The 22,189-nt window shown below is 70.4% G+C and carries 26 protein-coding genes; 15 read left to right on the forward strand and 11 right to left on the reverse strand.

The genetic code is table 11. The features are described from left to right. Positions 1 to 82: 82 nt before the first annotated feature. Positions 83 to 1,066 (reverse strand): TerC family protein, encoded by a 984-nt coding sequence (locus ITJ57_RS02995; protein WP_194668781.1) that lies wholly within the window; start codon positions 1,064 to 1,066, stop codon positions 83 to 85. Positions 1,067 to 1,392: 326 nt separating this feature from the next. Between ITJ57_RS02995 and ITJ57_RS03000 the strand changes: the two genes are divergently transcribed. The 3 genes from ITJ57_RS03000 to ITJ57_RS03010 all read left to right on the forward strand — a co-directional run bounded on the left by ITJ57_RS03000 (position 1,393) and on the right by ITJ57_RS03010 (position 2,191). Further along, positions 1,393 to 1,611 (forward strand): hypothetical protein, encoded by a 219-nt coding sequence (locus ITJ57_RS03000; RefSeq protein ID WP_194668782.1) that lies wholly within the window; start codon positions 1,393 to 1,395, stop codon positions 1,609 to 1,611. Between the two features lie 120 nt (positions 1,612 to 1,731). After that, positions 1,732 to 2,028, forward strand: coding sequence for a hypothetical protein (locus tag ITJ57_RS03005; protein ID WP_194668783.1), 297 nt, complete (start codon positions 1,732 to 1,734; stop codon positions 2,026 to 2,028). Then, complete coding sequence (locus ITJ57_RS03010; RefSeq protein ID WP_194668784.1) at positions 2,021 to 2,191, forward strand: hypothetical protein; 171 nt, start codon at positions 2,021 to 2,023, stop codon at positions 2,189 to 2,191. Before ITJ57_RS03005 ends, ITJ57_RS03010 begins: the two co-directional genes overlap by 8 nt. A gap of 49 nt (positions 2,192 to 2,240) precedes the next feature. Here ITJ57_RS03010 and ITJ57_RS03015 read toward each other — a convergent pair whose 3' ends face one another. Then, positions 2,241 to 2,819, reverse strand: a complete 579-nt coding sequence (locus tag ITJ57_RS03015) for a TerD family protein (protein WP_056009439.1) — start codon at positions 2,817 to 2,819, stop codon at positions 2,241 to 2,243. 120 nt (positions 2,820 to 2,939) lie between these two features. Continuing rightward, entirely contained in the window at positions 2,940 to 3,689 is a 750-nt protein-coding gene (locus ITJ57_RS03020; protein ID WP_194668785.1) for a GAF and ANTAR domain-containing protein, read from the reverse strand. A gap of 177 nt (positions 3,690 to 3,866) precedes the next feature. Here ITJ57_RS03020 and ITJ57_RS03025 point away from each other — a divergent pair, with 177 nt between their 5' ends. From ITJ57_RS03025 to ITJ57_RS03045, 5 genes are all read left to right on the forward strand, one after another. After that, positions 3,867 to 5,084, forward strand: a complete 1,218-nt coding sequence (locus ITJ57_RS03025) for an acyl-CoA desaturase (RefSeq protein WP_194668786.1) — start codon at positions 3,867 to 3,869, stop codon at positions 5,082 to 5,084. A gap of 46 nt (positions 5,085 to 5,130) precedes the next feature. Continuing rightward, entirely contained in the window at positions 5,131 to 5,292 is a 162-nt protein-coding gene (locus tag ITJ57_RS03030) for a hypothetical protein (protein ID WP_194668787.1), read from the forward strand. A gap of 44 nt (positions 5,293 to 5,336) precedes the next feature. Further along, positions 5,337 to 6,056 (forward strand): tyrosine-protein phosphatase, encoded by a 720-nt coding sequence (locus ITJ57_RS03035; RefSeq protein ID WP_194668788.1) that lies wholly within the window; start codon positions 5,337 to 5,339, stop codon positions 6,054 to 6,056. Positions 6,057 to 6,156: 100 nt separating this feature from the next. Next, a complete protein-coding gene (locus ITJ57_RS03040; RefSeq protein ID WP_194668789.1) occupies positions 6,157 to 6,327 on the forward strand; it encodes a hypothetical protein in 171 nt (56 codons plus the stop codon). Between the two features lie 77 nt (positions 6,328 to 6,404). Then, positions 6,405 to 7,235, forward strand: a complete 831-nt coding sequence (locus ITJ57_RS03045; protein WP_194668790.1) for a lipopolysaccharide assembly protein LapB — start codon at positions 6,405 to 6,407, stop codon at positions 7,233 to 7,235. Between the two features lie 225 nt (positions 7,236 to 7,460). Here ITJ57_RS03045 and ITJ57_RS19660 read toward each other — a convergent pair whose 3' ends face one another. Together ITJ57_RS19660 and ITJ57_RS03055 are read right to left on the reverse strand one after the other, a co-directional pair. Next, positions 7,461 to 10,442: a helix-turn-helix transcriptional regulator gene (locus tag ITJ57_RS19660; RefSeq protein ID WP_194668791.1), complete on the reverse strand. Its 2,982-nt coding sequence runs from the start codon at positions 10,440 to 10,442 to the stop codon at positions 7,461 to 7,463. Beyond that, on the reverse strand, positions 10,439 to 10,603 hold the full coding sequence (locus ITJ57_RS03055) for a hypothetical protein (protein ID WP_194668792.1): 165 nt from the start codon (positions 10,601 to 10,603) through the stop codon (positions 10,439 to 10,441). Before ITJ57_RS03055 ends, ITJ57_RS19660 begins: the two co-directional genes overlap by 4 nt. A 195-nt stretch (positions 10,604 to 10,798) precedes the next feature. Here ITJ57_RS03055 and ITJ57_RS03060 point away from each other — a divergent pair, with 195 nt between their 5' ends. Then, positions 10,799 to 11,092 (forward strand): hypothetical protein, encoded by a 294-nt coding sequence (locus tag ITJ57_RS03060; RefSeq protein ID WP_194668793.1) that lies wholly within the window; start codon positions 10,799 to 10,801, stop codon positions 11,090 to 11,092. A 48-nt stretch (positions 11,093 to 11,140) separates the two neighbouring features. Here the strand turns inward: ITJ57_RS03060 and ITJ57_RS03065 are convergent, their stop codons facing one another. Both ITJ57_RS03065 and ITJ57_RS03070 read right to left on the reverse strand, forming a co-directional pair. Next, the gene (locus tag ITJ57_RS03065) at positions 11,141 to 11,998 is read right to left on the reverse strand and encodes an SDR family oxidoreductase (protein WP_194668794.1); all 858 of its coding nucleotides are present in this window, start codon (positions 11,996 to 11,998) and stop codon (positions 11,141 to 11,143) included. Positions 11,999 to 12,035: 37 nt separating this feature from the next. Then, on the reverse strand, positions 12,036 to 12,263 hold the full coding sequence (locus ITJ57_RS03070) for an RNA-binding S4 domain-containing protein (RefSeq protein ID WP_056009426.1): 228 nt from the start codon (positions 12,261 to 12,263) through the stop codon (positions 12,036 to 12,038). Between the two features lie 100 nt (positions 12,264 to 12,363). Here ITJ57_RS03070 and ITJ57_RS03075 point away from each other — a divergent pair, with 100 nt between their 5' ends. The 4 genes from ITJ57_RS03075 (at position 12,364) to ITJ57_RS03090 (ending at position 14,870) form a co-directional block, all read left to right on the forward strand. Then, positions 12,364 to 12,510, forward strand: a complete 147-nt coding sequence (locus tag ITJ57_RS03075; protein WP_157579891.1) for a hypothetical protein — start codon at positions 12,364 to 12,366, stop codon at positions 12,508 to 12,510. A 119-nt stretch (positions 12,511 to 12,629) separates the two neighbouring features. Continuing rightward, the gene (locus tag ITJ57_RS03080) at positions 12,630 to 13,844 is read left to right on the forward strand and encodes a M20/M25/M40 family metallo-hydrolase (RefSeq protein WP_194668795.1); all 1,215 of its coding nucleotides are present in this window, start codon (positions 12,630 to 12,632) and stop codon (positions 13,842 to 13,844) included. A gap of 3 nt (positions 13,845 to 13,847) precedes the next feature. Next, a complete protein-coding gene (locus ITJ57_RS03085; RefSeq protein WP_370582160.1) occupies positions 13,848 to 14,363 on the forward strand; it encodes an ASCH domain-containing protein in 516 nt (171 codons plus the stop codon). 36 nt (positions 14,364 to 14,399) lie between these two features. Next, on the forward strand, positions 14,400 to 14,870 hold the full coding sequence (locus ITJ57_RS03090; protein ID WP_194668796.1) for an NUDIX domain-containing protein: 471 nt from the start codon (positions 14,400 to 14,402) through the stop codon (positions 14,868 to 14,870). Positions 14,871 to 14,882: 12 nt separating this feature from the next. On the opposite strand, the gene ITJ57_RS03095 is transcribed toward ITJ57_RS03090, so the two are convergent. The 4 genes from ITJ57_RS03095 to ITJ57_RS03110 form a co-directional block, all read right to left on the reverse strand. Further along, positions 14,883 to 16,538: an ATP-dependent DNA helicase RecQ gene (locus ITJ57_RS03095; protein ID WP_194668797.1), complete on the reverse strand. Its 1,656-nt coding sequence runs from the start codon at positions 16,536 to 16,538 to the stop codon at positions 14,883 to 14,885. Between the two features lie 145 nt (positions 16,539 to 16,683). Further along, positions 16,684 to 17,955, reverse strand: a complete 1,272-nt coding sequence (locus ITJ57_RS03100; RefSeq protein ID WP_194668798.1) for an MFS transporter — start codon at positions 17,953 to 17,955, stop codon at positions 16,684 to 16,686. A gap of 139 nt (positions 17,956 to 18,094) precedes the next feature. Further along, positions 18,095 to 18,991, reverse strand: coding sequence for a serine hydrolase (locus ITJ57_RS03105; protein WP_194668799.1), 897 nt, complete (start codon positions 18,989 to 18,991; stop codon positions 18,095 to 18,097). Between the two features lie 61 nt (positions 18,992 to 19,052). Continuing rightward, a complete protein-coding gene (locus tag ITJ57_RS03110) occupies positions 19,053 to 20,462 on the reverse strand; it encodes an MFS transporter (protein ID WP_228506453.1) in 1,410 nt (469 codons plus the stop codon). 60 nt (positions 20,463 to 20,522) lie between these two features. On the opposite strand from ITJ57_RS03110, the gene ITJ57_RS03115 reads away from it, so the two are divergent. Both ITJ57_RS03115 and ITJ57_RS03120 read left to right on the forward strand, forming a co-directional pair. Next, entirely contained in the window at positions 20,523 to 21,170 is a 648-nt protein-coding gene (locus tag ITJ57_RS03115; protein ID WP_194668800.1) for a TetR-like C-terminal domain-containing protein, read from the forward strand. Positions 21,171 to 21,378: 208 nt separating this feature from the next. Next, the gene (locus ITJ57_RS03120) at positions 21,379 to 21,915 is read left to right on the forward strand and encodes an MOSC domain-containing protein (protein WP_194668801.1); all 537 of its coding nucleotides are present in this window, start codon (positions 21,379 to 21,381) and stop codon (positions 21,913 to 21,915) included. Positions 21,916 to 22,189: the final 274 nt, after the last annotated feature.

Genomic DNA, 22,189 nt, shown 5'->3' on the forward strand with positions numbered 1-22,189 from the left:
TCGATGACGACTGTGCTCAATACTGACTCTAGTCAGATACTGAGCACAGTCGTCCCGTAGCCGTCAGGTACTGCGGATGCGACTACTGCTCGAGACCCGCCCGTGCGTCGCGGCGGGTCTTCGCGAGCGAGGCGACCGTCGCCACCGTGATCGTCAGTGCGATGAACAGCAGCGAGAACCAGATCGGGATGTCGGGGATCCAGTCGATGTGCTGCCCGCCGTTGATGAACGGGAGCTCGTTGACGTGGAGGGCGTGGAACACGAGCTTCACGCCGATGAAGGCGAGGATGACGGCGAGGCCCTGCGCCAGGTAGACGAGTCGCTCGAGCAGGCCGCCGATGAGGAAGAACAGCTGGCGCAGACCCATGAGCGCGAAGGCGTTCGCCGTGAACACGATGTACGCCTGCTCGGTGAGGCCGTAGATCGCCGGGATGGAGTCGACCGCGAAGACGAGGTCGATGAAGCCGATCGCGACGATGGTGAGCAGCATCGGGGTGAAGAAGCGCTTGCCGTCGATCTTCACCGAGAGGCGGTCGCCGTGATACGTGTCGGTGATGGGGAGGATGCGGCGGGCGAAGCGCACGAGCTTGCCGTTCGCCGGGTCGCTCTCGTGGTCGCTGAACGCCTGGCGGTACGCGAGGAACAGCAGCAGCGCGCCCATCAGGTAGAAGATCCAGGAGTAGTTCTCGATGAGGGCGGCGCCGACGGCGATGAACGCGCCACGCATGATGAGGGCGATGATGATACCGATCATCAGCACCTTCTGCTGGTACGCCTTCGGCACGGCGAAGCCGGCCATCACGATCAGGAAGACGAACAGGTTGTCGATCGACAACGCCTTCTCCGTCAGGTAGCCGGCGAAGTACTCGCCGCCGTACGTCCAGCCGGAGACGATGCCGATGCCGACGCCGAAGAGCAGCGCGAGGCTGACGTAGAAGATCGACCAGCGGGCGGACTCGGCGATCGTCGGCTCGTGCGGCTTCCGCACGTGCGCGAAGAACTCGTAGACGAAGAAGAGGATCGTGACACCGATGGTGATGATCCAGATGAGCGGGGTGACGGCCATGACGGCTCCAAGGGGTCGAGGGACACGAAGTTCCGGCGACGGCGCCGGAACAAGGTCTTCTCCGCTCTCGATGAGAGCCGGCACCCCGGGATCCCGACGGTGGGTCCGTATTGACGAGCATGCCGCGAAGGAGTACTCCCCTTGCTCCGTCCAGCTTACGGGCGGTGGGGAGTCCGGCTTCGGCGCGGGGGTCGGACTCCCCAGGGTTTCCCACCCGACTCCAGGTTCTTCCCAGCCTCAGTTCGACGGGGACGTCAGCTGCCGGTCTCCGGGGAGATGAAGTCAAGCGTTCCGGGCCGTTTCTCCGCCGAATCTACGGTGGCCGGATGAATGAACAATCGTTGTTCCGGGAGATGGGTCTGCTGCGTGCGGCATACGACCAATTGGCCCGAGCGGAGGCCAGGGTCGAGGAGCAGTTCGATGCGACGGTGGCGGCGCTCCACGAGGCCGGCTTCTCGATGTCCCAGATCACGAAGATGACCGGTGGGTCGTCCGCGGCCGTCTCCCGAAGCATCAACCGGCTCCGCGATCACCGCTCAGGATGAGTGGCGCACGGTGCGTCATCGGCGAGAACGGACTCCTCCTGCTCCTGCTGTCAACACCCGCTCGAGGAAACTTCTGCGGACGTACGGTCGATGTTCAACGTTCGGGGAAGGGGGTCCAGGATGGACCGGATGGATGTGCGCGGTGCCCCTGCCGCGGTGCTGTTGTCGCCGACGGGCGAGGCCGGGTGGAGGGCGACCGATCCGTCGTATCCGCTGACGGATGCGCGGAGTCTGTTGGCCTACGTGGAAGCGGTGGCCGGCCGGTATCTCGTGACGTCACTGGTGCCGCCGATCGGCAGCGTCACGGAGGTCGGCTCGCTGGACGACGCCCGAGCGACGATCGAGGCGGTGCTGATGCCGAGCTGGAACGGCGGCCCGGCGCGATCGACCGGAGCGAGGGGTGTCGGTCATGACTGACGCGAACATCCGGCCCTCCGGGACGGGCTTCGTCATCGACGACCAGTTCGACTTGTCGATCTTCGACGACGCGCCAGGCACCGGCCCGTACCCGTCCTTCCAGGAGGCGCAACGGGCCGACGTGCTCAGGACGCATCTCGCGTCCGGCGGCGCAGCGGACTGACAGCCGACGTCGGCAACCAGCACCGACGTCCGAGGGCAGGACACGCTCCTCAGTCGAGCGGGACGCCGAAGTCGCCGGCGATCCCGGCGAGGCCGGTCGTATAGCCCTGCCCGACGGCGCGGAACTTCCACTCGCCGTTGTGGCGGTAGATCTCGGCGAACAGCATCGCCGTCTCCTGCGAGGCGTCCTCGGTGAGGTCGTAGCGGACGATCTCCTGCTGGTCCTGGTCGAGCACGCGGCAGAAGGCGTCGCGGACCTGACCGAAGTTCTGGCGACGGTTGTCGGCGTCGTGGATGGAGACCGCGATGACGATGCGCGAGACGTCGGCTTCGACGGTGCGGAGGTCGATCGTGATCTGCTCGTCGTCTCCGTCGCCCTCACCGGTGCGGTTGTCGCCCTGGTGCACGACCGAGCCGTCCGGCGTCGACATCTGGTTGTAGAAGATGAAGTCCGCTGGGCTCCGGATCTTGCCGTTCTCCGCGACGAGGATCGCCGAGGCGTCGAGGTCGAACGCCACGCCGACGGTGGTGCGCGGATCCCAGCCGAGGCCGACCGTGGCGATCGTCAGACCAGGGCTGGTCTTCGTGAGTGAGAGGTTGCTGCCTTTGGAGAGGCTGAGGCCTGCCATGGGTTGTTCCTTCGGGAGTGCTCGTCTGGTGTTCGAACCTCCATCCTGCCGTGTTCCGGCTGAGAGTGGAGGGGGTTGCGACCGATTTCCCGACGACGAAGCCCCGTGAGCGGCGGCGGACTACTCGTCCGCGGCCACGGGTGTCCCGCCGACGACCTCCTCGAGCGGCACCTCTTCGCGGGCGACCGCGGCGGCGACATCGCCGAGCCGCCGTTGCCGGGTCCGGGCGTACTGCCGGATCATGCCGAACGCGGTGTCCATGTCGACGCCCGCCGCCCGCGCCAGGTACCCCTTCGCCTGCTCGATCGCGATGCGGCTGTCAAGGGCCCGCTGGAGTTGTGCGGTGGCGAGGGTCGCGTTCTCGATGGACCGCTGCTGCAGGAGGCTGATCGTCGCGACGTCGGCCAGCGCCTGGGCGGCCAGGGCGTCGGCACCGTTGAGTGCGCCCTCGGTCTCACGGAACAGGTTCAGCGACCCGACGATGGTGTCGCGGAGGCGCAAGGGGATCGCGTGGACACCGACGTACCCGCTCTCGTTCGCGGCCTCCGCGAACCTCGGCCAATAGATGTGGAGTTCCTCGGCCGTCTCCACCGTCACCAGGTGGCCCGAGGTGACCGCGGCGATGCAGGGTCCCTCACCGGCGTTCAACTGGAGGAGCCCGAAGAAGCTGCTGCGCTCGCTCGTGGAGGCGACGACCTTCAGGGTGCCGTCGCGGTCCGTGAGGTGGATCGCCCCGGCCGCGGCGTCGAAGAGTTCGACGGCGCGGTCGACGAGGAGCTGCAGGATCTCGACGACGTCATAGGTGTCGATGAGGCTGTCGGTGAGCGTCACGAACGTTTCGATGAGTCGTGCTTCGCGTGTGTGGTCCATGGCTGGGTTCGTCCTCAACTGTCGAGTAGCGGATCAACCGTAACCGAGCTGGAACCCCTCGGAGACACCCTGGACGCATCGGTTTCGCTCTGATTTGCATCGGTCGCCGGGGCCGTCCTACGCTGAACGGGCGCTGCCCTAGACCCCGGTCGCCGGACAATCCCTCCACATCCGTTCATGCCCAGGGAGCATCATGCGCACGCACCGATCAGGCCCGTCCTCCACGCGCCGTCGGCGATCATCGACCTCGACGACACCGCCCGTCCACCCGCCGGAGCGGGTCCGGTGACGGTCGAACGCAGCACCGGGTTCCGCAAGACCGGTCCGAGCAGCACGCCGCGGGCCGGCGGTACGTCGAGTTACTCCGCGATCCTCGCGCAGGTGAAGTCAGCCGGTCTCCTCCGGCGGCGGTACGCGTTCTACTGGACCCTCTTCGCCGTGCTCGTCCTCGCGACCGCCGGCTGCTGGGTGGCCTTCGCCCTGCTCGGGGCGTCCTGGTGGCAGCTGCTCGTGGCCGCGGCCCTCGGCGTGCTGTTCACGCAGTTCGCGTTCCTCTCGCACGAGGCCGCGCACCGGCAGGTGTTCGAGTCGCGCGCCTGGAACGACCGGGCCGGGCGCTTCCTCGGGACCTTCCTCGTGGGCCTCAGCTACTCGTGGTGGATGAACAAGCACACCCGTCATCACGGCAACCCGAACACGGTCGGCAAGGACCCCGACATCGAGCCCGACACGATCCGCTTCCTGCCGGAGGACGTCAGCGCGGTGCACAACCGGGCGGCGAAGCTCTTCTACCGCCACCAGGGCTGGCTGTTCTTCCCGCTCCTCACCCTCGAGGGCCTCAACCTGCACTGGCTCGCGATCCGCTCGGTCGTGAGCGGGGTCGGCACGAGGGCCGGCGGGCGCGACCGGCTGCTCGAGGGGGTGCTGCTCGTCGCGCGGTTCGGTCTCCTCCTCGGCGTCGTGTTCACCTTCCTGCCGTTCGGTATGGCGTGCGCGTTCCTCGGGGTGCAGTTCGCGGTGTTCGGCGTCATGATGGGCGCGTCCTTCGCGCCGAACCACAAGGGCATGCCGACGATCGCCCACGACGCGAACGTCGACTTCTTCTCCCGCCAGGTGCGCACCTCGCGGAACGTCACCGGTGGCCTGTGGGTGTCATTCCTCATGGGTGGCCTGAACTACCAGGTGGAGCACCACCTGTTCCCGTCGATGCCGCGGCCCGCGCTGAAGGAGGCGCGGCGGCTCGTGCGTGACCACTGTGCCGCGCTCGACGTGCCGTACACGGAGACCACGCTGCTGCGGTCGTACGGCATCGTCATCCGCTACCTCAACCGGGTCGGCCTCGGGGCCCGCGATCCGTTCGCGTGTCCGCTCGTCGCCGAGCTCCGCATCCACTGAGCCCCATCACCACGCTCCATCTCCGCACGAATCAGGAACCCACCCCATGCAGATCATCATCGTCCTCCTCGTCCTCTGGGCGATCCTCTCCATCGTCGGGTTCGCGTTGAAGGGCCTGCTCTGGCTCGGCATCATCGGCATCGTCCTCCTCATCGGGACGATCGTCTTCGGTGCACTCCGCCGCGCTGCGAGCAAGCGCAAGCTGTAGCGACTGAGCCGCACGGCACAGGCGGGTCGGGTACGCTCTGCCGGATGCGGAACCTGGACTGGGACGGCCTGCGCAACCTGAGAGACCTCGGCGGCCTGCCGACGCCGCTCTCGTCCACCGGCGTGACCGTCAGCGGGCGGATCGCGCGAGGACCACGACGGGAGCTGCTCACCGAAGCCGGGTGGGCGGCGGCGACGCGATGGGGGCTGCGCTCCGTGGTCGATATCCGGAGTGCCGACGAGGTCGGTGCACGAGACGCCGACCCGGACGCCCGGCCCCCGGCGGATCTCGTCATCACGCTGGCGCCGACCGAGGACCAGGCGGATCCCGAGTTCCGCGAGGTCTGCCTTCCGATCCTCGATTCGCCCGAGTACTGGCAGCACAACGTACGCATCCTGCCGGGCCTTGTCCGTGTCGCGCTGGAGACGGTCGCCTCGAGTGAACCCGGGGTCCTCGTGCACTGCGCGGCCGGCCGAGACCGCACCGGCCTGGTCAGCGCGCTCCTCCTCGCCAACGCCGGTGTGCCCGAGGACGCCATCGTCGACGACTACGCGGCGTCGGTGCGTGCCATGGCGGGAGCTGCGCCGCACGGAGGACCGACGCACGATCGCCAGGCCTCCTGGACGGCGGAGCAGGTCGACGCCTTCCTCGACGAGGTCACCCCGCACGTGCGCGCGTTCGTCGCCGAGGTCGACGCCGTCTTCGACATCCTGGGTGTCGACGAGGCGGTCCGAATCCGCCTGCGTCGGCTCCTCGTCGAGTGACCGGTTCCGGCCGACGCAAATGCCGTCCTGCTAGGGTCCTGCCTGATCGTCACCCGATCCCGCCAGCCGCCATCACCCCCAGAACAGGAAACCCACACCCGTGCAGAAGTTCGCCGTCGTCATCGTCGTCCTCCTCGCCCTCTGGGCGGTCCTCTCCATCGTCGGCTTCGTGCTGAAGGGGCTGTTCTGGCTCGGCGTCATCGGCCTCGTCCTCATCGTCGGCACCATCGCATTCGGAGCCGTCCAGCGCTCGCTGAACAACCGGCGGTAAGCCAGGAGCGCCACAGCGCGCACGGCGATGCTGCCATGATGTCAACTCGTGGCGGGCGACGTGGAATGGGGTGGCTGATGCGATTCGAATCGTCGGAAGCGCTCATCGCCGCGCTCCTCGACCTCAGGGCGAAGGGTCGACCGGAACGCGCGTGCGCACTCGTCCGGGCATCTCTGGCTGCGCTCGGGCACCCGTTCACCGAAGAGCACTGGGAGACCTTCTTCGACCCGGAGGAGTCCTTCGCCAATGCGATGTATGACTGCGGCACCGCCCTGTGGGAGCTCGACTGGTCCGATCGGGACGACATCCGTCCGCAGGCGGCCATCCTCGCGTTCGAGGCCTCTGCAGCCGCTGGGCTCGAGCTCGCCGGATTCGCCTTGGCGCAGGCGCTCGACTGGCTCGGCGATCCTCGCACCGAGGCGGTGCTCCGCGACTTCGTATCGCTCCACCCCGACTGGGAGGATCCCAGGCTCTTCGGGATCCTCGGCGGTCTCATCGCGGACCAATACGACGACGAGGAGCACATGGACGAGGCGCTCGCCTGTCTCGACCGTGTCGGTGACAGCGAGGACATCTGGGTGTGTTGGCGCGCCTTGGCGATCGCGAAGCTCGGCCACGTCGAGGATGCGATCGCACTGTTGCGCGACCAGGTGACAGCGGACGGCCCGGACGCGTTGGCCGTGCTCGGGGACATCCACCACTGGGCGGACGATGTGGGCCGGGCGCAGGACGCCTATCTCCGGGCGATTGCCGTCGGAGATGCCCGCTCGGCACGGATGCTCGGCAACTTGCTCCACACGCTCGGCGACGATGCTGCGGCGAGGCAGGCCTACGAGATCGCCGCAGCGCGCGGCGACGGGTACGCGACCGAGCTGCTGCGCGATCCGCTGTGGGAGCTCCCCGGCTGACGGTGGAGCGCCCGGGGCCGGGCAGCGGCGTCTCCCTCCCGAACGCACCCGTTGTCCAGAGAACGCAACAGCCCGTCCCGCTTTCGGGTCCGTGATTACGCTGATGCCGACAGGACCCTTTCGCCCTGTCGGGGTTCCCGGCCGACGTTCCCTCGATTTCGGCCGGGACCCACCCCGCCGCGAGGACGGCCGTCCGGGCCAGCTGGGCCAGCTGGGCCAGCTGGGTCAGTCGGGTCGCTCGGCGCTCGCCGCGAGTAATCCGCTCGCTCCGGCGACCATCGCGGCCTCGGTCCGGGTCGACACGCCGAGCTTCCGCAGGATGGCCGAGACGTGGACGCTGGCCGTCTTCGCGCTGATGAACAGGCGCTCACCGATCTGCGGGTTGCTGAGGCCCTCCGCGACGAGCTGCAGCACCTGGCGTTCGCGCGCGGTCAGCTCCACCGACCCGCCCGACGTGCGTGCCCGAGGTCGGCCGTCGAGGTTCAGCGATGCCCGCGCCGCCAATGCCCGAGCACCGTCGAGGACGAGCCCGGCGCCGAGTGTCGTCGCCTCCGAGACGGCCGTGATGAGGGCATCCTGCGCCCGGGGACGATCGCCGGCGGCCACCAGCGCCTCCGCCAGCCGCAGCGCCGTGTACGGCGCGAGCACCGCCGGTGCGAACGGGCGCTCGGCCATCGCGCGAGCCGTCTCCCAGGCTGCGGAGTCCTCGCCGGTGCCGTCCGGCCCGCCGAGTTCGGCGTCGACCAGGGCACTCCACAGCGGTGCGGTCGGCCAGAACCGCTCTTTCGCGATGAGCGCCCGCCAGCGCGTCGCCTGCTCCCGGAGGCGTGCGTCGTCGAGGCCGGCGAACGGCCCGGATTCGAGATCCAGGGTGCCAGCTGCCCGGGCGATGCGCACCTGGGCCAGGACCCGAGCTGCGTCCGCCAGCGCAGGAAGGTCGTAGGCCGGCATCGGGCGGTGGTCGGGGGCGTCGAACACGCCGACGCCGGCGGGCGACCACGCTCCGGCGAGGTCGCCGGTGGCGAGACCGACCTGCATCACGACCCGCGCGACGCCGAACCGGGTCTGCACCTCCAGGCCAGACAGTGAGAGCATCCCCTTCCGCCACCGGCGGTAGAGCGTCGCTGCGGTCTCGGCATCGCCACGCCACAGCATGAGGAGGATGAGCGACTGGCGGAGGTACACGGAGAACGCGAGCGGCGGCTGCAGCGCAAGCGCGCGGTGCACCCGTTCCTCCGCCTCGTCCCATCGACCGAGCGCCACCAGGGGGTCGACCGCGTTCGACGACAGGATGAGCCCAGAGCTGCGCTCGACGCCCAGTGCCCTCGCCCGCGCGACACCTTCCAGCGCCGATGCGAGCGCCTCCTCGTACGAACCGAGCAGGTTCGCCATGTCGGAGGCGTTCACCCGGTACCGGAGGAGCGCGCTGCCGTCGCCGTCGGCCAGCGACTCCGCGGTCGCGAGCATCGGCCTTCCGGCGTCCAGCTCACCACGGTGGATGCGGGCGATGCCGCCGATGTTCGCCGCGACCGAGGCGTTCCGCGCCGAGCCGGTGCGCGCGGCCTCCTGCGCGGCGGCGTCGGCGTACTCGATCGCCCGCTCCAGTCGACCGATGATCATGTGTCGTGCGGCGAGGCTCGTGAGCAGCACACCGCGCAGCTCGCCCGGGGTGTCGGCGGGGACGCGGGCCAGGGCCTGTTCGAGAAGCTCCACCGACCCTGGCCGCCCGAGGTTCGCGAGGTAGAACGCCTTGTCGCGCAGCAGCTTGGCCTGATCGAGGTCGTCGCGGTCCTCCGGCGTGGCGAGCACCTCGTCGACCATGGCGATCGCCCGGTCCGTCCAGCCCGCGTTCCGGAGGGCGCTCGCCGTCCGTCGCATGAGTTCCGACCGTGAGCGGCCGACGAGGTCCTGCGCCTCGGGGATCTGGTCCCAGATCTCGAGCAGGCGTTCCCCGAGCTGCGCCTCCGTGCTGTACGCGAAGGCGGCATGCGCCTGCTCCATGGCTCGCACGGTGGCCGGGAACGCCCGCCCGACGTCGCGAGCGAGCATCCAGTGGTAGGACACCTCGGCCGCGACTGGTTCGACCCCGGCCGCGGCCTCCAGGGCCTCGGCGAACCCGGCGTGGAAGCGGGTCCGTTCGCCCGGCAGCAGGTCGTCGTGGATCGCCTCCCGGACGAGCGCGTGACGGAACGCGTAGGTGGTCGCGTCCGCGACGAGGACGTTCGCCCCGATGGCCTCCCGCACGCCGGCGTCGAGGGCGTGGTGGTCGCCGGTGAACACCCGTTCCAGGAGCGCGTGCTCGACGCGGACACCGCCGGCGGAGATCACGCGCAGCAACTGTTGGGTGGTGGGCGTGAGCCGTTCGTAGCGGGCGAGGAGGAGCTCGCGGAGGGTGTCGGGCAGATCGTCGCCGTCATCATCGCCGTCGCGGTCGTCGCCGAGTCCCAGGAGTTCCTCCACGAAGAAGGGGACGCCCTCGCTGCGGGCGTACACGCTGTCGATGGAGACCGTGTCGAGCGAGCTGCCGCGGATGGCGATGGCCTGACGCAGCACATCGCCGCGGCTCAGACGCTCGAGGCCGTGCCGTTCGACCCGCCTCGTGCGGTCGAGTTCGGCCAGAAACCCGCGCAGGGGGTGTCCGCGCGACACGTCCTCGTTGCGGACGGTGAGCACGATCATCACGTGGGCATCGGTCAGGACGCGCACGAGGAACGCGAGCAGGCTGAGGGTCGCGCCGTCGGCCCAGTGGACGTCCTCGATCGCGACGACCACGGGCTGCTCTCGGGAGAGCGCCTCGAGCAGGACGGCGACGGTCTCGTGGAGCCGCCCCACGCCGCCGTCGCGCTGGTCCTCCGGCTCCACACCGGGCGACGGCAGGAGGGTCTCGAGCGAGGCCCGGCCGGGCCCGGCGGCGTCGAGCACGGCCTCGCGGCTCCGTCGTGCGACGAGGTCCTTCATGAGGCCCAGCACGGGTGCGTACGGCGCGGCGACGTCGCCGAGGTCGACGCACTGCCCCGTGATCACGAGCGCCGACGAGCGGACCGACCGGGTGAACTCCGTCAATAGTCGGGTCTTCCCGATCCCGGCTTCGCCGCTCAGGACCATACTGCGCGATCCGTCCGCGGCGACGGTGTCGAAGACGGACCGCATCGCAGCGAGGTCGGACGCGCGCCCGATCATCGTCGGGCTCGTCGCGGGCAGGGTCACCTCTCCATGGTCCCACCCTGGTCGTGGTGGGGAGCGCCCTCGTCGAGCAGGCGCTCGCGGTGTCGCCGCCGCCGTTCGAGGTCCTGCTCGAGCTGGTGCTCGAAGAACCGTCTCGTCTCGGCCGACATGGCCGAGCTGTAGGTCGCGCTCGTGATCATCATGGCTGTCCCTCCACGAGCCGGCTGCGGATGCCGTGCTCGGACACCAACGTTCCGCTCTGAGGTACCCCCACTACCTCGGGCACCTGCCCTATTCCGGCCGTGGGGCGCGGCGGGCTTCGCGATGAGGGGCACGTCCCGGCTGCGGAGGGCGTACGGTTGCCGTTCACGCACCATGACCTCATTGAGGACATCACGATGGAAAGCAGCACTCTCACCCTCGGCGGGCTCGTCTACGACCTGGCCCCGAACACCGTCATCACGAAGCTGAAGGACACGATGGAGCGGGCAGCGCTCTCGGGCGGCGGCTTCGTCGATCTGGACGTCGTCGGCGAGGACTCGGCGAGTGTCTTCGTCAGTCCGGGGACGTCGATCTACTTCACGACCAACGAACGCCGCGGACCGCGCCCGGTCCGTCCGCGCGAGCCCTCCGGGGTCGCCCTCAGTGCGACCGAGGCGGTCGACTGGGAGCTCGGCTTCTACGGCCTCTGATCCGGGCGGCCGGGCGGCCGACGCTCAGGGACGGATGCGGAGGCGGGATCAGTCCGCGTTCGACCGAAGGTAGGTCTCCATGTCCATCGGTGGCACGCCGGTGATGTCCTCGATCGCCGGGCTCACCTCAGCCATCGCGCCGCTGCCGATGGCCGTGTAGGTGCTCACCCAGGCGTCGACCTCCCAGTCGGGTGCGCCGTAGGAGGCGCGCGACGCGTAGGCCTCCTCGATCGTCTCGTCGTGGAAGGTGACCTCGCGATCGCGGACGCGGCTGATCGTCGCGGCGACCTCCGCCATCGTGAGTGCTTCCGGGCCGGTGAGGTCGTAGGTGCGACCGGCGTGGGGCGCCGGGTCGACGAGGATCGCCGCGGCGGCCCGGGCGATGTCGGCGCGGGCGACGAAGGACGCGCGACCGTCGCCGGCCGGCCCACGGATGACGCCGTCCTCACCGACGAGGGCCTCCATGATGTCGAGGTAGAAGCCGTCCCGGAGGAACGTCCACCGCATACCCGACGCTCGGATGTGCTCCTCGGTCGCGTGGTGGTCGCGCGCCAGCGTGAACACGGCATCCGGCGCCGCAGCAGCGAACGAGGTGTACACCAGGTGCTGCACGCCGGCGGCGGCCGCGGCATCGATGAACGAGCGGTGCTGGTCGACGCGGTCGGCGCTCTCCGCCCCCGACACCATGAAGAGGGTGTCGACGCCCTCGAGTGCGGCGCGGGCCGCCGCCTGGTCGGTGTAGGTGAACCGGTGCACGGTGCTGCGGGGATGCTGCGGCGCCTTCGCGGGGGTGCGGACCAGCAGGCGTTGCGCGGTCCCGCGGGCGGCGAGGTCCTGCGCCACGAGGCTGCCGAGCGCGCCGGTCGATCCGGTGACGGCGATGGGCCGGGGTGTGCTCGGGTTCACGGGGTTCCTCTCGACGCGGCGATGCAGGGCGGGGCGATCAGGGACGGACGCGGACGCTGCGCCCTTCGAGCGACACGACGTCGTCGAGCTGCAACTGCCGACCGCGTCGGCGATCGACCTCGCCGTTGACCTGCACGGCGCCGTCGGCGATCGCGGCCTTCACATCTCCGCCGGAGTCGAGCAGACCCGCGAACTTCAGGAACTGCCCGAGTCGGATGCCCTCGCCGCCGATCGGGACGTCGGTGATCTCTGCCGGGTTCGTCATCCCCGAATGCTAACAAGGTCCTGGGGGTGGGGTCCGCAGGCGGCATGTGGCTGTACCCTCAGCGGTACAGGGTCACCGTGGCTCGCAAAGGAGCACCAACATGGGCGAGAAGTCAGCACGTAAAGAGGGCGGCAAGACCGCACCGGCGAAGACGCTGAAGGAGAAGCGGACCGCGAAGGCCGACAAGAAGGCCGGCAACGCGCGTTCGGAGAACACCGACGCGGTCACGCGGGTCAAGAACCGCTAGTCCCGATCGACGACCCTCGCGGTCGGCGAAGAGCTCAGGCACCAGTCCCCTCAGGGAGACGGGCGCCTGTTCTGGTCTTCGGGCGGTTCCCGGACGATCCGCCCCGCTATCGTCGTGGCATGTCCGACCTCAGCCCCGGCGACGACGCGCTCGAGCTCGCCCGCCTGCTCGTCTCGATCGACTCCGTCAGTCCGAGCCTCGTGCCCGGTGCACCCGGCGAGGGGGCGATCGCGGCCGTCATCGCGCAGCGGCTCGAGGGTGCCGGCTTCGCGGTCGACCTCGTGCCGGCACCGGAGGACCCGCGACGCGTCAGTGTCGTCGCCGTCCACGAAGGCTCGGAGCCGGGACGCACTGTCGTGTTCAACGGGCACCTCGACACCGTCGGCGTGGAGGGGATGGACGCCCCCTTCACGCCGCGCGTCGAGGACGGAAAGCTCTTCGGGCGTGGCACCAGCGACATGAAGGCGGGGCTTGCGGGGCTGATCGTGGCTGCGGAGCGACTCGCCGGCGAGGGCCACCCCGGCACCGTCGTCTTCACCGCCGTCGCGGACGAGGAGGATGCGAGCGTCGGGGCCGCGGCCGTCCTGCAGCACCTCGCCGACCGCGGTGTGACCGCCGAGGTGTGCCTCATCGCCGAACCCACCTGGCTGGACCGGGTCGCGGCGCACCGGGGCTACGCGGTCGTCGAGGCCACCCTGCAGGGGACGGCCGGGCACTCCTCGCAACCGGCGTTGAGCGTTGATGCACTCCGTGCCCTCGGCCACGTGCTGCAGGAGGTGGAGCTGGCCGACCAGGAGCTCCGTCAGCGGCCGGCGCACCCGCTGCTCGAATCCGGTTCGTTCACGGCGACCGTCGTTCGGGCGGGCACCGCGCCGTTCACGATCGCCGCCGAGGCCACTGTCGTCGTCGAACGACGCACGCTGCCCGGCGAACGCGCCGAGGACGCCCTCGTCGAGGTGCGGGCCATGCTCGGCGCGGTCGCGGCGCGAACGCCCGGACTCCGGACGGATGCCCGGCTCACCCATCATCGCGAGGCCTGGGAAGCCGACGAGCAGGGCCCGGCCGCGCGATTCGCCGAGTTCCTGGCGGCCGCGCTCACCCGCGATGGTGAGACCGTGCCAGCCGCGATCGGCGCTCCCTACTGGATGGAGTCGGCGCTGTGGCAGGCGGCGGGGATCGCGACCGTCGTGTGCGGCCCCGCCGGCGGAGGACTGCACGCGGCCGAGGAGTGGGTGGACGTCGAGCAGCTTCGTCGCTTCCCTGAGGCGGTCATGGCCGCGACCCGCGATGCGCTCGCCGATGCCCGCACGAACGCTGATGCACGGGAGGAATGACGCATGGACCCGAACCAGGACGACGCACCGGTCGCCGCACCCGACCTCGACGCCGCCAGGGCGATGTGGCGGGCGTACGCCGCGCATCATGACGGCGTTGACGCAGACGACGCCGACCACACCGTCGAGCACTTCGGCGACACGGCGCGCCTCGCCGACGAGCTCCTCGACGTGGTGCTCAGCGGCACGAAGCGGGCCACCGCCGAACTCGTGTCGGAGTTCGCCCATCGCGGCGATCCGCTCCCTCGGATCGGCTCGCATTGGATCGCCTGCGACAGCACCGGGGCTCCACGGATCGTCATCCGCAGCACCTCGCTCCGCGTCGGCCCGTTCGCGAGTGCCGACGCCGCCTTCGCGTTCGCGGAGGGCGAGGACGACCGCACCCTGGTGAGCTGGCAGCGCGAACACCGGCGCTACTGGGAGCGGACCAGTGCGGCGCGCGGTGCCGTGTGGTCCGAGTCCGAGGAGATCGTGTTCGAGTACTTCGCCGTGGTGTGGCCGCCGGAGCACGCCGACTGACACGTTCCGGTCAGGCCCGTTCCGTAGACTCCCCGCATGCCGATGTCCGACTACGTCGCCTCGATCCGCTCCCACATCGGAACCGCGTTCCTCATGCTCCCCGGGGTCACCGCCGTCATCAGGGACGGCGACCGGTTCCTGCTCGCCCGCCATCGCCACTCCGGCCTCTGGAGTCTGATCGGTGGCGGCGTCGAGCCCGGCGAGGAACCGGCCGACGCGCTGCTGCGCGAGGTCCTGGAGGAGACGGGTGCCCGCATCCGCATCCGCGGCATCGTCGGGGTGTACGGCGGTGAACCGATGATGGTGCGCTACCCGAACGGCGACCACGTGGGCTACGTGACCACCGCCTACGACTGCGAGCCGCTGAGCGAGGCGAACCCCGATCAGGAGGAGCTCCTCGAACTCGGTTGGTTCGCCAGGGACGACATCCAGTACCTGTCACGACGCGACTGGATCGACCGCGTCATCGCCGACGCCCCCGGTCGCGCACCGGCGGACGAGGCCTGACCGGCGCAGCGCTCAGGCCGAGGCGAGCTCCTGAGCGGTGAGGACCCCGGTCTCGAGTGCCGAGAGGGCCACGACCTTGTAGCCCTCGGCCTCGAAGAAGATGGTGACGCGGTCGGGTTCGACGCCCATGACGGTCCCCGGCCCCCACTCCCGGTGGTGCACCTCCTGGTCGACGTGGAGTGGGGCCGTGCCGGTGGCGGAACCGAGGCGCTCCTGTTCCTGCTGCGCCTCGTGTCGCTCGCAGCCGTCGCAGTTCCCGCACCACTCGGGGGCGTCGACCCCGAAGTACTCGAGCAGCATCCGGCGGCGGCAGTGGGAGGTCTCGGCGTAGGCGCGCATCATCGCCAACCGCGATTCGGCGATGCGTTCCCGTGATTCGAGCATCTCTTGGACGGCTCGGATGGCACGCTTCGGACCGATGTCGTCGACCGCCCGGACGCCGTCGGTGGTGTCCACCAGCTGAGCGTCCGCGAGGTCGTTCACGACCCGGGTGATCGTGCGTCGCGGCTGATCGAGCTGTGCCGCCAGATCGGAGATGCTCAGTCCGGGCGTGGAACGGACCGTCCGCCACACCGAGCGCACCGCCGACTCCGACACCGAGCGTTTCGTGAAGAACCGTCTGAGCCCGAGGTCCTCCGCGCGGTAGTGCAGGACCGTCGTGGCGGGCTCGCCGTCGCGGCCCGCGCGGCCGACCTCCTGGTAGTACGCGTCGAGCGACTCCGTCGTCGTGGCGTGCAGGACGAACCGCACATCGGCGCGGTCGATCCCCATGCCGAACGCGGAGGTCGCGACGACGACGTCGAGCTCACCGGCCCGCCACCGGTCGTGGACCGCACGCCGATCCTTGGGCTTCAAGCCGGCGTGGTACGCGGCGACCCGGCGTCCATCGGCGGCGATCTCCTCGGCATACCGCTCCGTCTCCCGGCGCGTCGCCACGTAGACCAGTCCGGGGGCGGTCCAGCTACGGGCCTCCTCGACGACCGCCGCCCGCTTCTCTGGCTCGCGCTCATGGCGGTGCACGACCAGGCGGATCTCCGGGCGGTCGACCCCGTGCACCTGCACGTCCGGGTCGTGCATGCGCAACCGCTCGATGATCTCCGCGCGCACGGGGCCCGAGGCGGTGGCCGTCATGGCGAGCACGGGTGGGTCGCCGAGCTCGCGACGCGCGTCCGCCAACCGCAGGTAGTCGGGCCGGAAGTCGGTTCCCCACGACGACACGCAGTGGGCCTCGTCGACGACGAACAGGGAGACACCGGCCGCCGCGAGCCGCGCGACGGTCTCCTCGTTCGCGAGCTGTTCCGGAGCCAGCAGCACGTAGACCGGGCCGCCCTCGTCGATGCGTTCCCACGCCGCCTCGATGGCCGCTGTACCGAGCGAGGCGTTGAGCGCGACCGCGGGAGGGGCGGCCGGTGCGGCCTCGATCGAGGCGAGCTGATCGGCCTGCAGGGCGACGAGCGGCGAGACGACGAGGGTCACCCCGCCGCGCTGGGCGCCGGCGATCTGGTACACCGCCGACTTCCCGCCACCGGTGGCGAGGACCACGAGGGTGTCGCGGCCGGCGACGGCCGACTGGATCGCCTCACGCTGCCCCGGCAGGAGCGTGTCCCAGCCGAAATCCTCGCGCGCGATGCGATCGATGGAACCGGCGGCCGGACGTGAAGTACCCATGTCCAGGACGGTACCTCCGGGCACCGACGTCGTGATTCCTCTTGACGGGTGCGACGGCGTCTGCAACACGGTGCCGTGGTGTCGGAGGCTCGATCTACGCTCGGACGTGGTCGACGTCGCATCCCCAGCTGACAGTCCTCGGTCCTCACCGGTGAGGGTTGAGCGAGACATCTTCGCGACGTCGGCCCGACCTCGCCCGAGCCCCCGCCGCGCACACGAGGGCCACCGACGTCATGATCACGAGCGGCGGTGTCGCGGCCCCGACACCACCTCCCGCGATGAGGACCCCGGTGAGTGCGGCGCTCGCCGCGATACCGGAGGCCGAGGCGGAGTTGATCCACGTGAAGCCTTGCGTGAGCTCCGCCGGAGCGACCGACGCCTGCACGATCTGCGAGGACGAGGCGAGCAACGGCGCGATGGCCGCCCCGCCGCCGACGACGAGCATGACCGTGAGCCCGGTCAGCACCGGCCAGACGGCGCCGACGAGTGCGGCCAGGACGAGCAGGACCGCCGCCGCCAGCTGCACCGTCTGGGGGCGCGGGACCGATCGGACGGCGCCGTAGAGCGTGCCGGCGGCGATGCTCGCCGCGCTCGAGCAGGCGAGGACGACACCGGTCAGCGGTTGCAGCCCCTGCGCCGCCGCCGCTGCGGTCACGAGGAGCGGCACCGCGCCGAAGAAGCATCCCAGCCCGAGGTTGACGCCCAGGGTCGCGAGGAACGGCGGGGCGAGGAGGGTGCTCCTGCCGCGTCCCTCGACGGGCGCTCGCGCGCCACGCGGTTCCGGTGCCGTGCGGCGCTGCAGACTGAGGACCACGCAGCCGACCGCGACGAGCGTCGCCGCCACCGCCGACCCCGCCGCCGGCAGGAGCAGGGTGCCGGCGAGCGTGGCGAGGATCGGCCCGGTCAGGAACACGAGGTCGTTGACGTTCGCCTCCAGGGAGAACGCGGTCCGCAGCGCCAGGGGGTCGGGGATGAGCCCGGACCAGCGCGCAGCGGACAGCGCGCCGGGCTGCGGGATCGCAGCGCCCGCGACGACGACGCTCGCGAGGGTGACCCAGATCGGCGCGTGTCCGGCGGTCGTGATCGCCACGGCGATCGCGCCGAGGTGGACGAGGACGGCCGCCGGAACCGTGGCCGTCTGGCCCCACCGGTCGACGATCCGTGCGAGCTGCGGCCCTGCGGTGGCCTCCGCGAGGGCGAACAGTCCCGTGGCCGCGCCCGCGGTGGCGAACGACCCCGTCGCATGGTGGATCGTGAACAGCAGCGCGAGCCCGGTCATCGCAACGCCGAGTCTGGCGACCGCTGCGGCGAGGAAGAACGGCAGCGCCCCGGGATGGCGGAGGACGTCACCGTACCGGCGGGTGGCAGAGCGGAACGATCCGCGGATCGAGGGCAGGAGTGAGCGTGCAGTCGTCATGGACGATGCCTCCGAGGCGGTGCGGGGGATCCGTCGGCAGACAAGTCGGCCTGGGCTTCGACGATCACCACGGCGCCGCGGTTCCCCGCCATGATGCCCGCTGCGCAGGCCCCCGCGCAAGGAGGACGGGCGACCGCGCCTAGGCGTCGGCGAGGAACGCGGACACGGAGGTCGCGATGCGGTCCGCTCCCTCGTGGTCCTCGGCGGTGATGGTCACGACGGCGTCGCCGGCGAAGACGAGGAGCTGCCCGTAGGCGCCGTGGAGTCGCCAGGCGGCACCCGGGCCGTCCCACCCGGCGAGCGCGTACCGCTCGTAGCCGGGACCGGTGCCGGCCGGCACCCACTCGGTGTGCATCGCGTCGACCCAGTCCGATGCGAGGAGCTGCACGTCGTGCCAGCGGCCACGGTCGCGGATGAGACGTCCGATGCGCGCGAGCTCCGTCGTGCGCAGTGGTAGGCCACCGCCGGCGGCGATGAACCCGTTCGGGCATCGCTCCCACTCGGCGTCGTGGATACCGAGCGGTGCGAGCAGGCGCAGGTCGAGGTACGCGCCGACGTCGCCGACGCGGGTCTCCAGCGCGCGCATCGCGGTGTAGGAGCTGGCGTTCGAGTACTGGAAGACCGCTCCCCGTGACGGTCGGCGGAGGAACTCGAGGGTCAGGTCGGGCCAGTCGGTGAGCAGCGTCGGCGACCAGGGGAGGTCGACGCCGCTCGTCATGTTCAGGAGGCGTCGGAGGGTGACGTCGGCCGTGCCGTCGCCGAACTCAGCGTCTGGGAAGACGGAGCCGAGCGTCGTGTCCATCGTGATGAGCCCCTCGTCGACGGCGAAGCCCACAGCGAGCACGCAGACACCCTTGGCCGCCGAGTGGACGTCCTCGCGGACATCTTCGGTCCACCGGTGCCCGGCCTCGTCGTCGCCGACGAGCACGTGCAGGCCGTGGGCGCCGAAGCCCTGCTCGGCGACCTCCCACACGATGCGGTCGCGGAGGAGCTCGGCCCTGGTGGTGCCCGCTCCGGCGGTGTCGGCTCGGCTCATCGGTCCAGTCTGCCCGACGGGCGTCCGCTGATCACGTCGGTGAGCCGATCGCACGCTGCGCTCACCGGTGCCCGCCTTCGCCGTCGCCCGCCTGCGCCGTGTCGAGTCGTCCGGCGAGCAGGACGCCGAGGAGTCCGAGTGCTGCGGTCAGTCCGAACACCGCGAGGAAGGCCGGGGTCGTCGCTCCGAGCCGGGCGACGATGGCCCCGCCGACACCGGCGACGGTCGCAGTGGCGAGCGTCTGGGCGAGTTGCAGACTGGCGCTGACCCTGCCCGCGCTGTCGGCCGGCGTCGTCGACATCGTCGCCGAGGTCGCGGCGTTGAAAGCGACACCCATGCCGATCCCGGCGATGGTCCAACCGATGACCGCCCATCCGGCCCACACCTCGGGCAGCGCGACGGCGACGCCCATGATGAGCTCTCCGCCCACGAGGGCGAGAATGCCGAGGCGTGTCGCCAGTGCGCGCCGTCCGGGACGCACGGCGTCGATGCGTGCCTGCGCGAAGGAACCCGCGGTCCAGGCGAGCGCACCGGCGGCGAGCCCCAGGCCGGCGAGGGTGATGCCGAGTCCGTGGACGCTCGTCAGGCCGAGGGGGAGGAAGGCCTCGGATCCGAAGTAGACGCCGCACAGGACGAACCGGATGACGAGGCCGGTCGGGGCGCCGCGACGGAGGCGGAGGGTTCCGGTCGGCAGGATCCATCGCAGTGCCACGATCGCGCCGACGAGCCCGCCGATCACGAGTGCGACGAGTGCGAGGAGGGCGTCGAGTTCGAGTCCGAGGAGGACGGCGCCGGTGCCGGCGGCGAGCAGGATCGAGAACCACACGGGCGCCGGGATCCGTCGGCGCGGGCCCGAGGCCGGACGCGGCGCAGTGGATGCCAACCGTCGTGCGTCCGGGAGCACGAGGGGGAGGAGGAGCAACGTGAGCGGCGCGATCGACCAGAAGACCACCCGCCAGTCGAGGAGCGATGCGAGTGCTCCGGCGAACACCGGCCCGACGAGCGAGGGGATGGTCCACGCCGAGGAGAGGAACGCGAACATCACGGCCTGCAACCGTGCCGGGTACGCGATGCCGACGAGGCTGTAGGCGTAGGCCATGATCGCCCCGATGCCCAGTCCCTGGAGAGCGCGGGCCACGATGAAGACGCCCCACCCTGGCGCGAGGCCGGCGAGCAGGCAGCCGAATGCGAAGACGAGGGTTCCGACCAGGACCGTCCTGGCGGGTCCTCGACGGTCGATGTCGACGCCCGCGATCACGGTGCCGACGATGTTCGCGAGCATGAGCGCCGAGAGCCCCCAGCCGTACCCGCCCAGGCCGCCGAGCTCGGTCGCCACGGACGGCAGGATCGTCGCGACCCCGAGGGATTCGAACGCCACCGACCCGACGCTCGCGAGCAGACCGATCGTGAAGCCACGGAACCTCGGTGAGAACACCCCGCCCGTGTCGTCGGTCATCATGTCGTCGTCCATCGCCACTCCTTTTATTTCATTCCACTCCGGAACGTAATGAATCTAGAGTACGATGGTGGCATGGAGCAAATAGACCGTGCGGAGGGGTCGCCGTCGTCGTCGGCGGCACCGGGCCGCCCGCGAGACACCACGATCGACGCGAGGGTGACCGGCGCCGTCGTGGAGCTGCTCGCCACCGTGCCCTACAGTGCGCTGACGCTCGAGGGTGTCGCCGCCGCCGCCGGCACGAGCAAGCCGGCGGTGCGTCGGCGCTGGGGGAGTCTGCCCGGGGTGGTCGTGCACACGCTCATCTCCGTGCTCGGGACGACCCCGACACCCGACACCGGTTGTGTCCACTGCGACCTCATTGCCGGCATCTCCACCCTGTCGGACACCTTCCAGGCCTCCCCGATCACCAGGGCTCTGCCGGGGCTCGTCTCCGACCTCGAAGCGGATCCGGAGTTGCGCGAGGTGTTCCGTCGGGACTACTTCGAGGCGCGACGAGCGACCTCCCGTGCGGTGCTCGAGCATGCGGTCGAGCGTGGCGAGCTCCAGGACGGCCTCGACCTGGAGCTCACCCTGGACCTCCTCGCCGCGCCGATCTACTACCGCGCGTTCTTCGGGCACCAGCCGATCGACGACGGCCTGGCCGAACGGACGGTGTTGAGCGTCCTGAACGGCGTCGCGACCGCAGACTGGCAGCGTCACCACCGGGCGTCGCGCTCCTGACCGAGAACCTGGGCGCCCGGAACTCCGCCCGGCGGTCGCGGCCCTCAGGTCGATGTGACGAGCTGCCGGAGATCCGCCGGAGCGGTCCAGCCTCCCCGTTCGCGTCCCCCGGAGCCGGCGGGAAACGGACGTCGCATCGGGCGGTGCAGGACCACAAGCTGTATCAGGTGATCCTGCGCCGCTGACCGTCCGGGTGCACACTGGGGTGATGACACACGCCCGGATCGTCTCGGTCAGCAGCGACGATGAGCACCGCTTCTCCAAGCCTCGACGCGAGGCGATCACGCTCGTCGCCGGTCTCGGTGTCGATGGGGATGCGCACTTCGGGGCGACGGTCCAGCACCGGTCCCGTGTGCGACGCGACCCCACGCAACCCAATCTCCGCCAGGTGCACCTGATCCACCGCGAACTGTTCGAGGAGGTCGACGCCGATGTAGCGCCGGGGGAGCTGGGTGAGAACGTGACCACCGAGGGGCTGGACCTGCTCGCCCTCCCCACCGGCGCGGTGCTCCGGCTCGGATCGGACGCCGTCGTCCAGGTGACCGGCCTCCGCAACCCGTGCGTCCAGATCGACCGCTTCGAACCCGGCCTCCTCAAGCAGCTGGTGGGCACGGACGCCGAGGGTCGCACCGTCCGCAAGGCGGGGGTCATGGGCGTCGTCCTCGCCGGGGGCGTCGTGCGTCCCGGTGACGACGTCGTCGTCGAGCTCCCGGACGGCGTCGGGGAACCGCTCGCACCGGTGTAGCGGCAGGCCACCGCCGGCGGCGATGAAGCCGTTCGGGCACCGCTCCCACACGATGCGATCGCGGAGGAGCTCGGCCGTGGTGGTGCCCGCTCGGGCGGTGCCGGCTTCGGTCGGATCGGGTCGGACTGCGACATTTCGGGTCACCCGTCAAGTGGGCACGGTAGATCCGTTCAATTCCCGTTCACCGGGAAACGTCACGCTAGGTTGAAGACTGCATCAGCGGTCACAACGTCGTTACTCATGCGCGGCGACCCCGGCAACCCCGGGCGTTCGT

The sequence above is a fragment of the Plantibacter sp. VKM Ac-2880 genome (assembly GCF_015351235.1).
Taxonomy (GTDB): Bacteria; Actinomycetota; Actinomycetes; order Actinomycetales; family Microbacteriaceae; genus Plantibacter.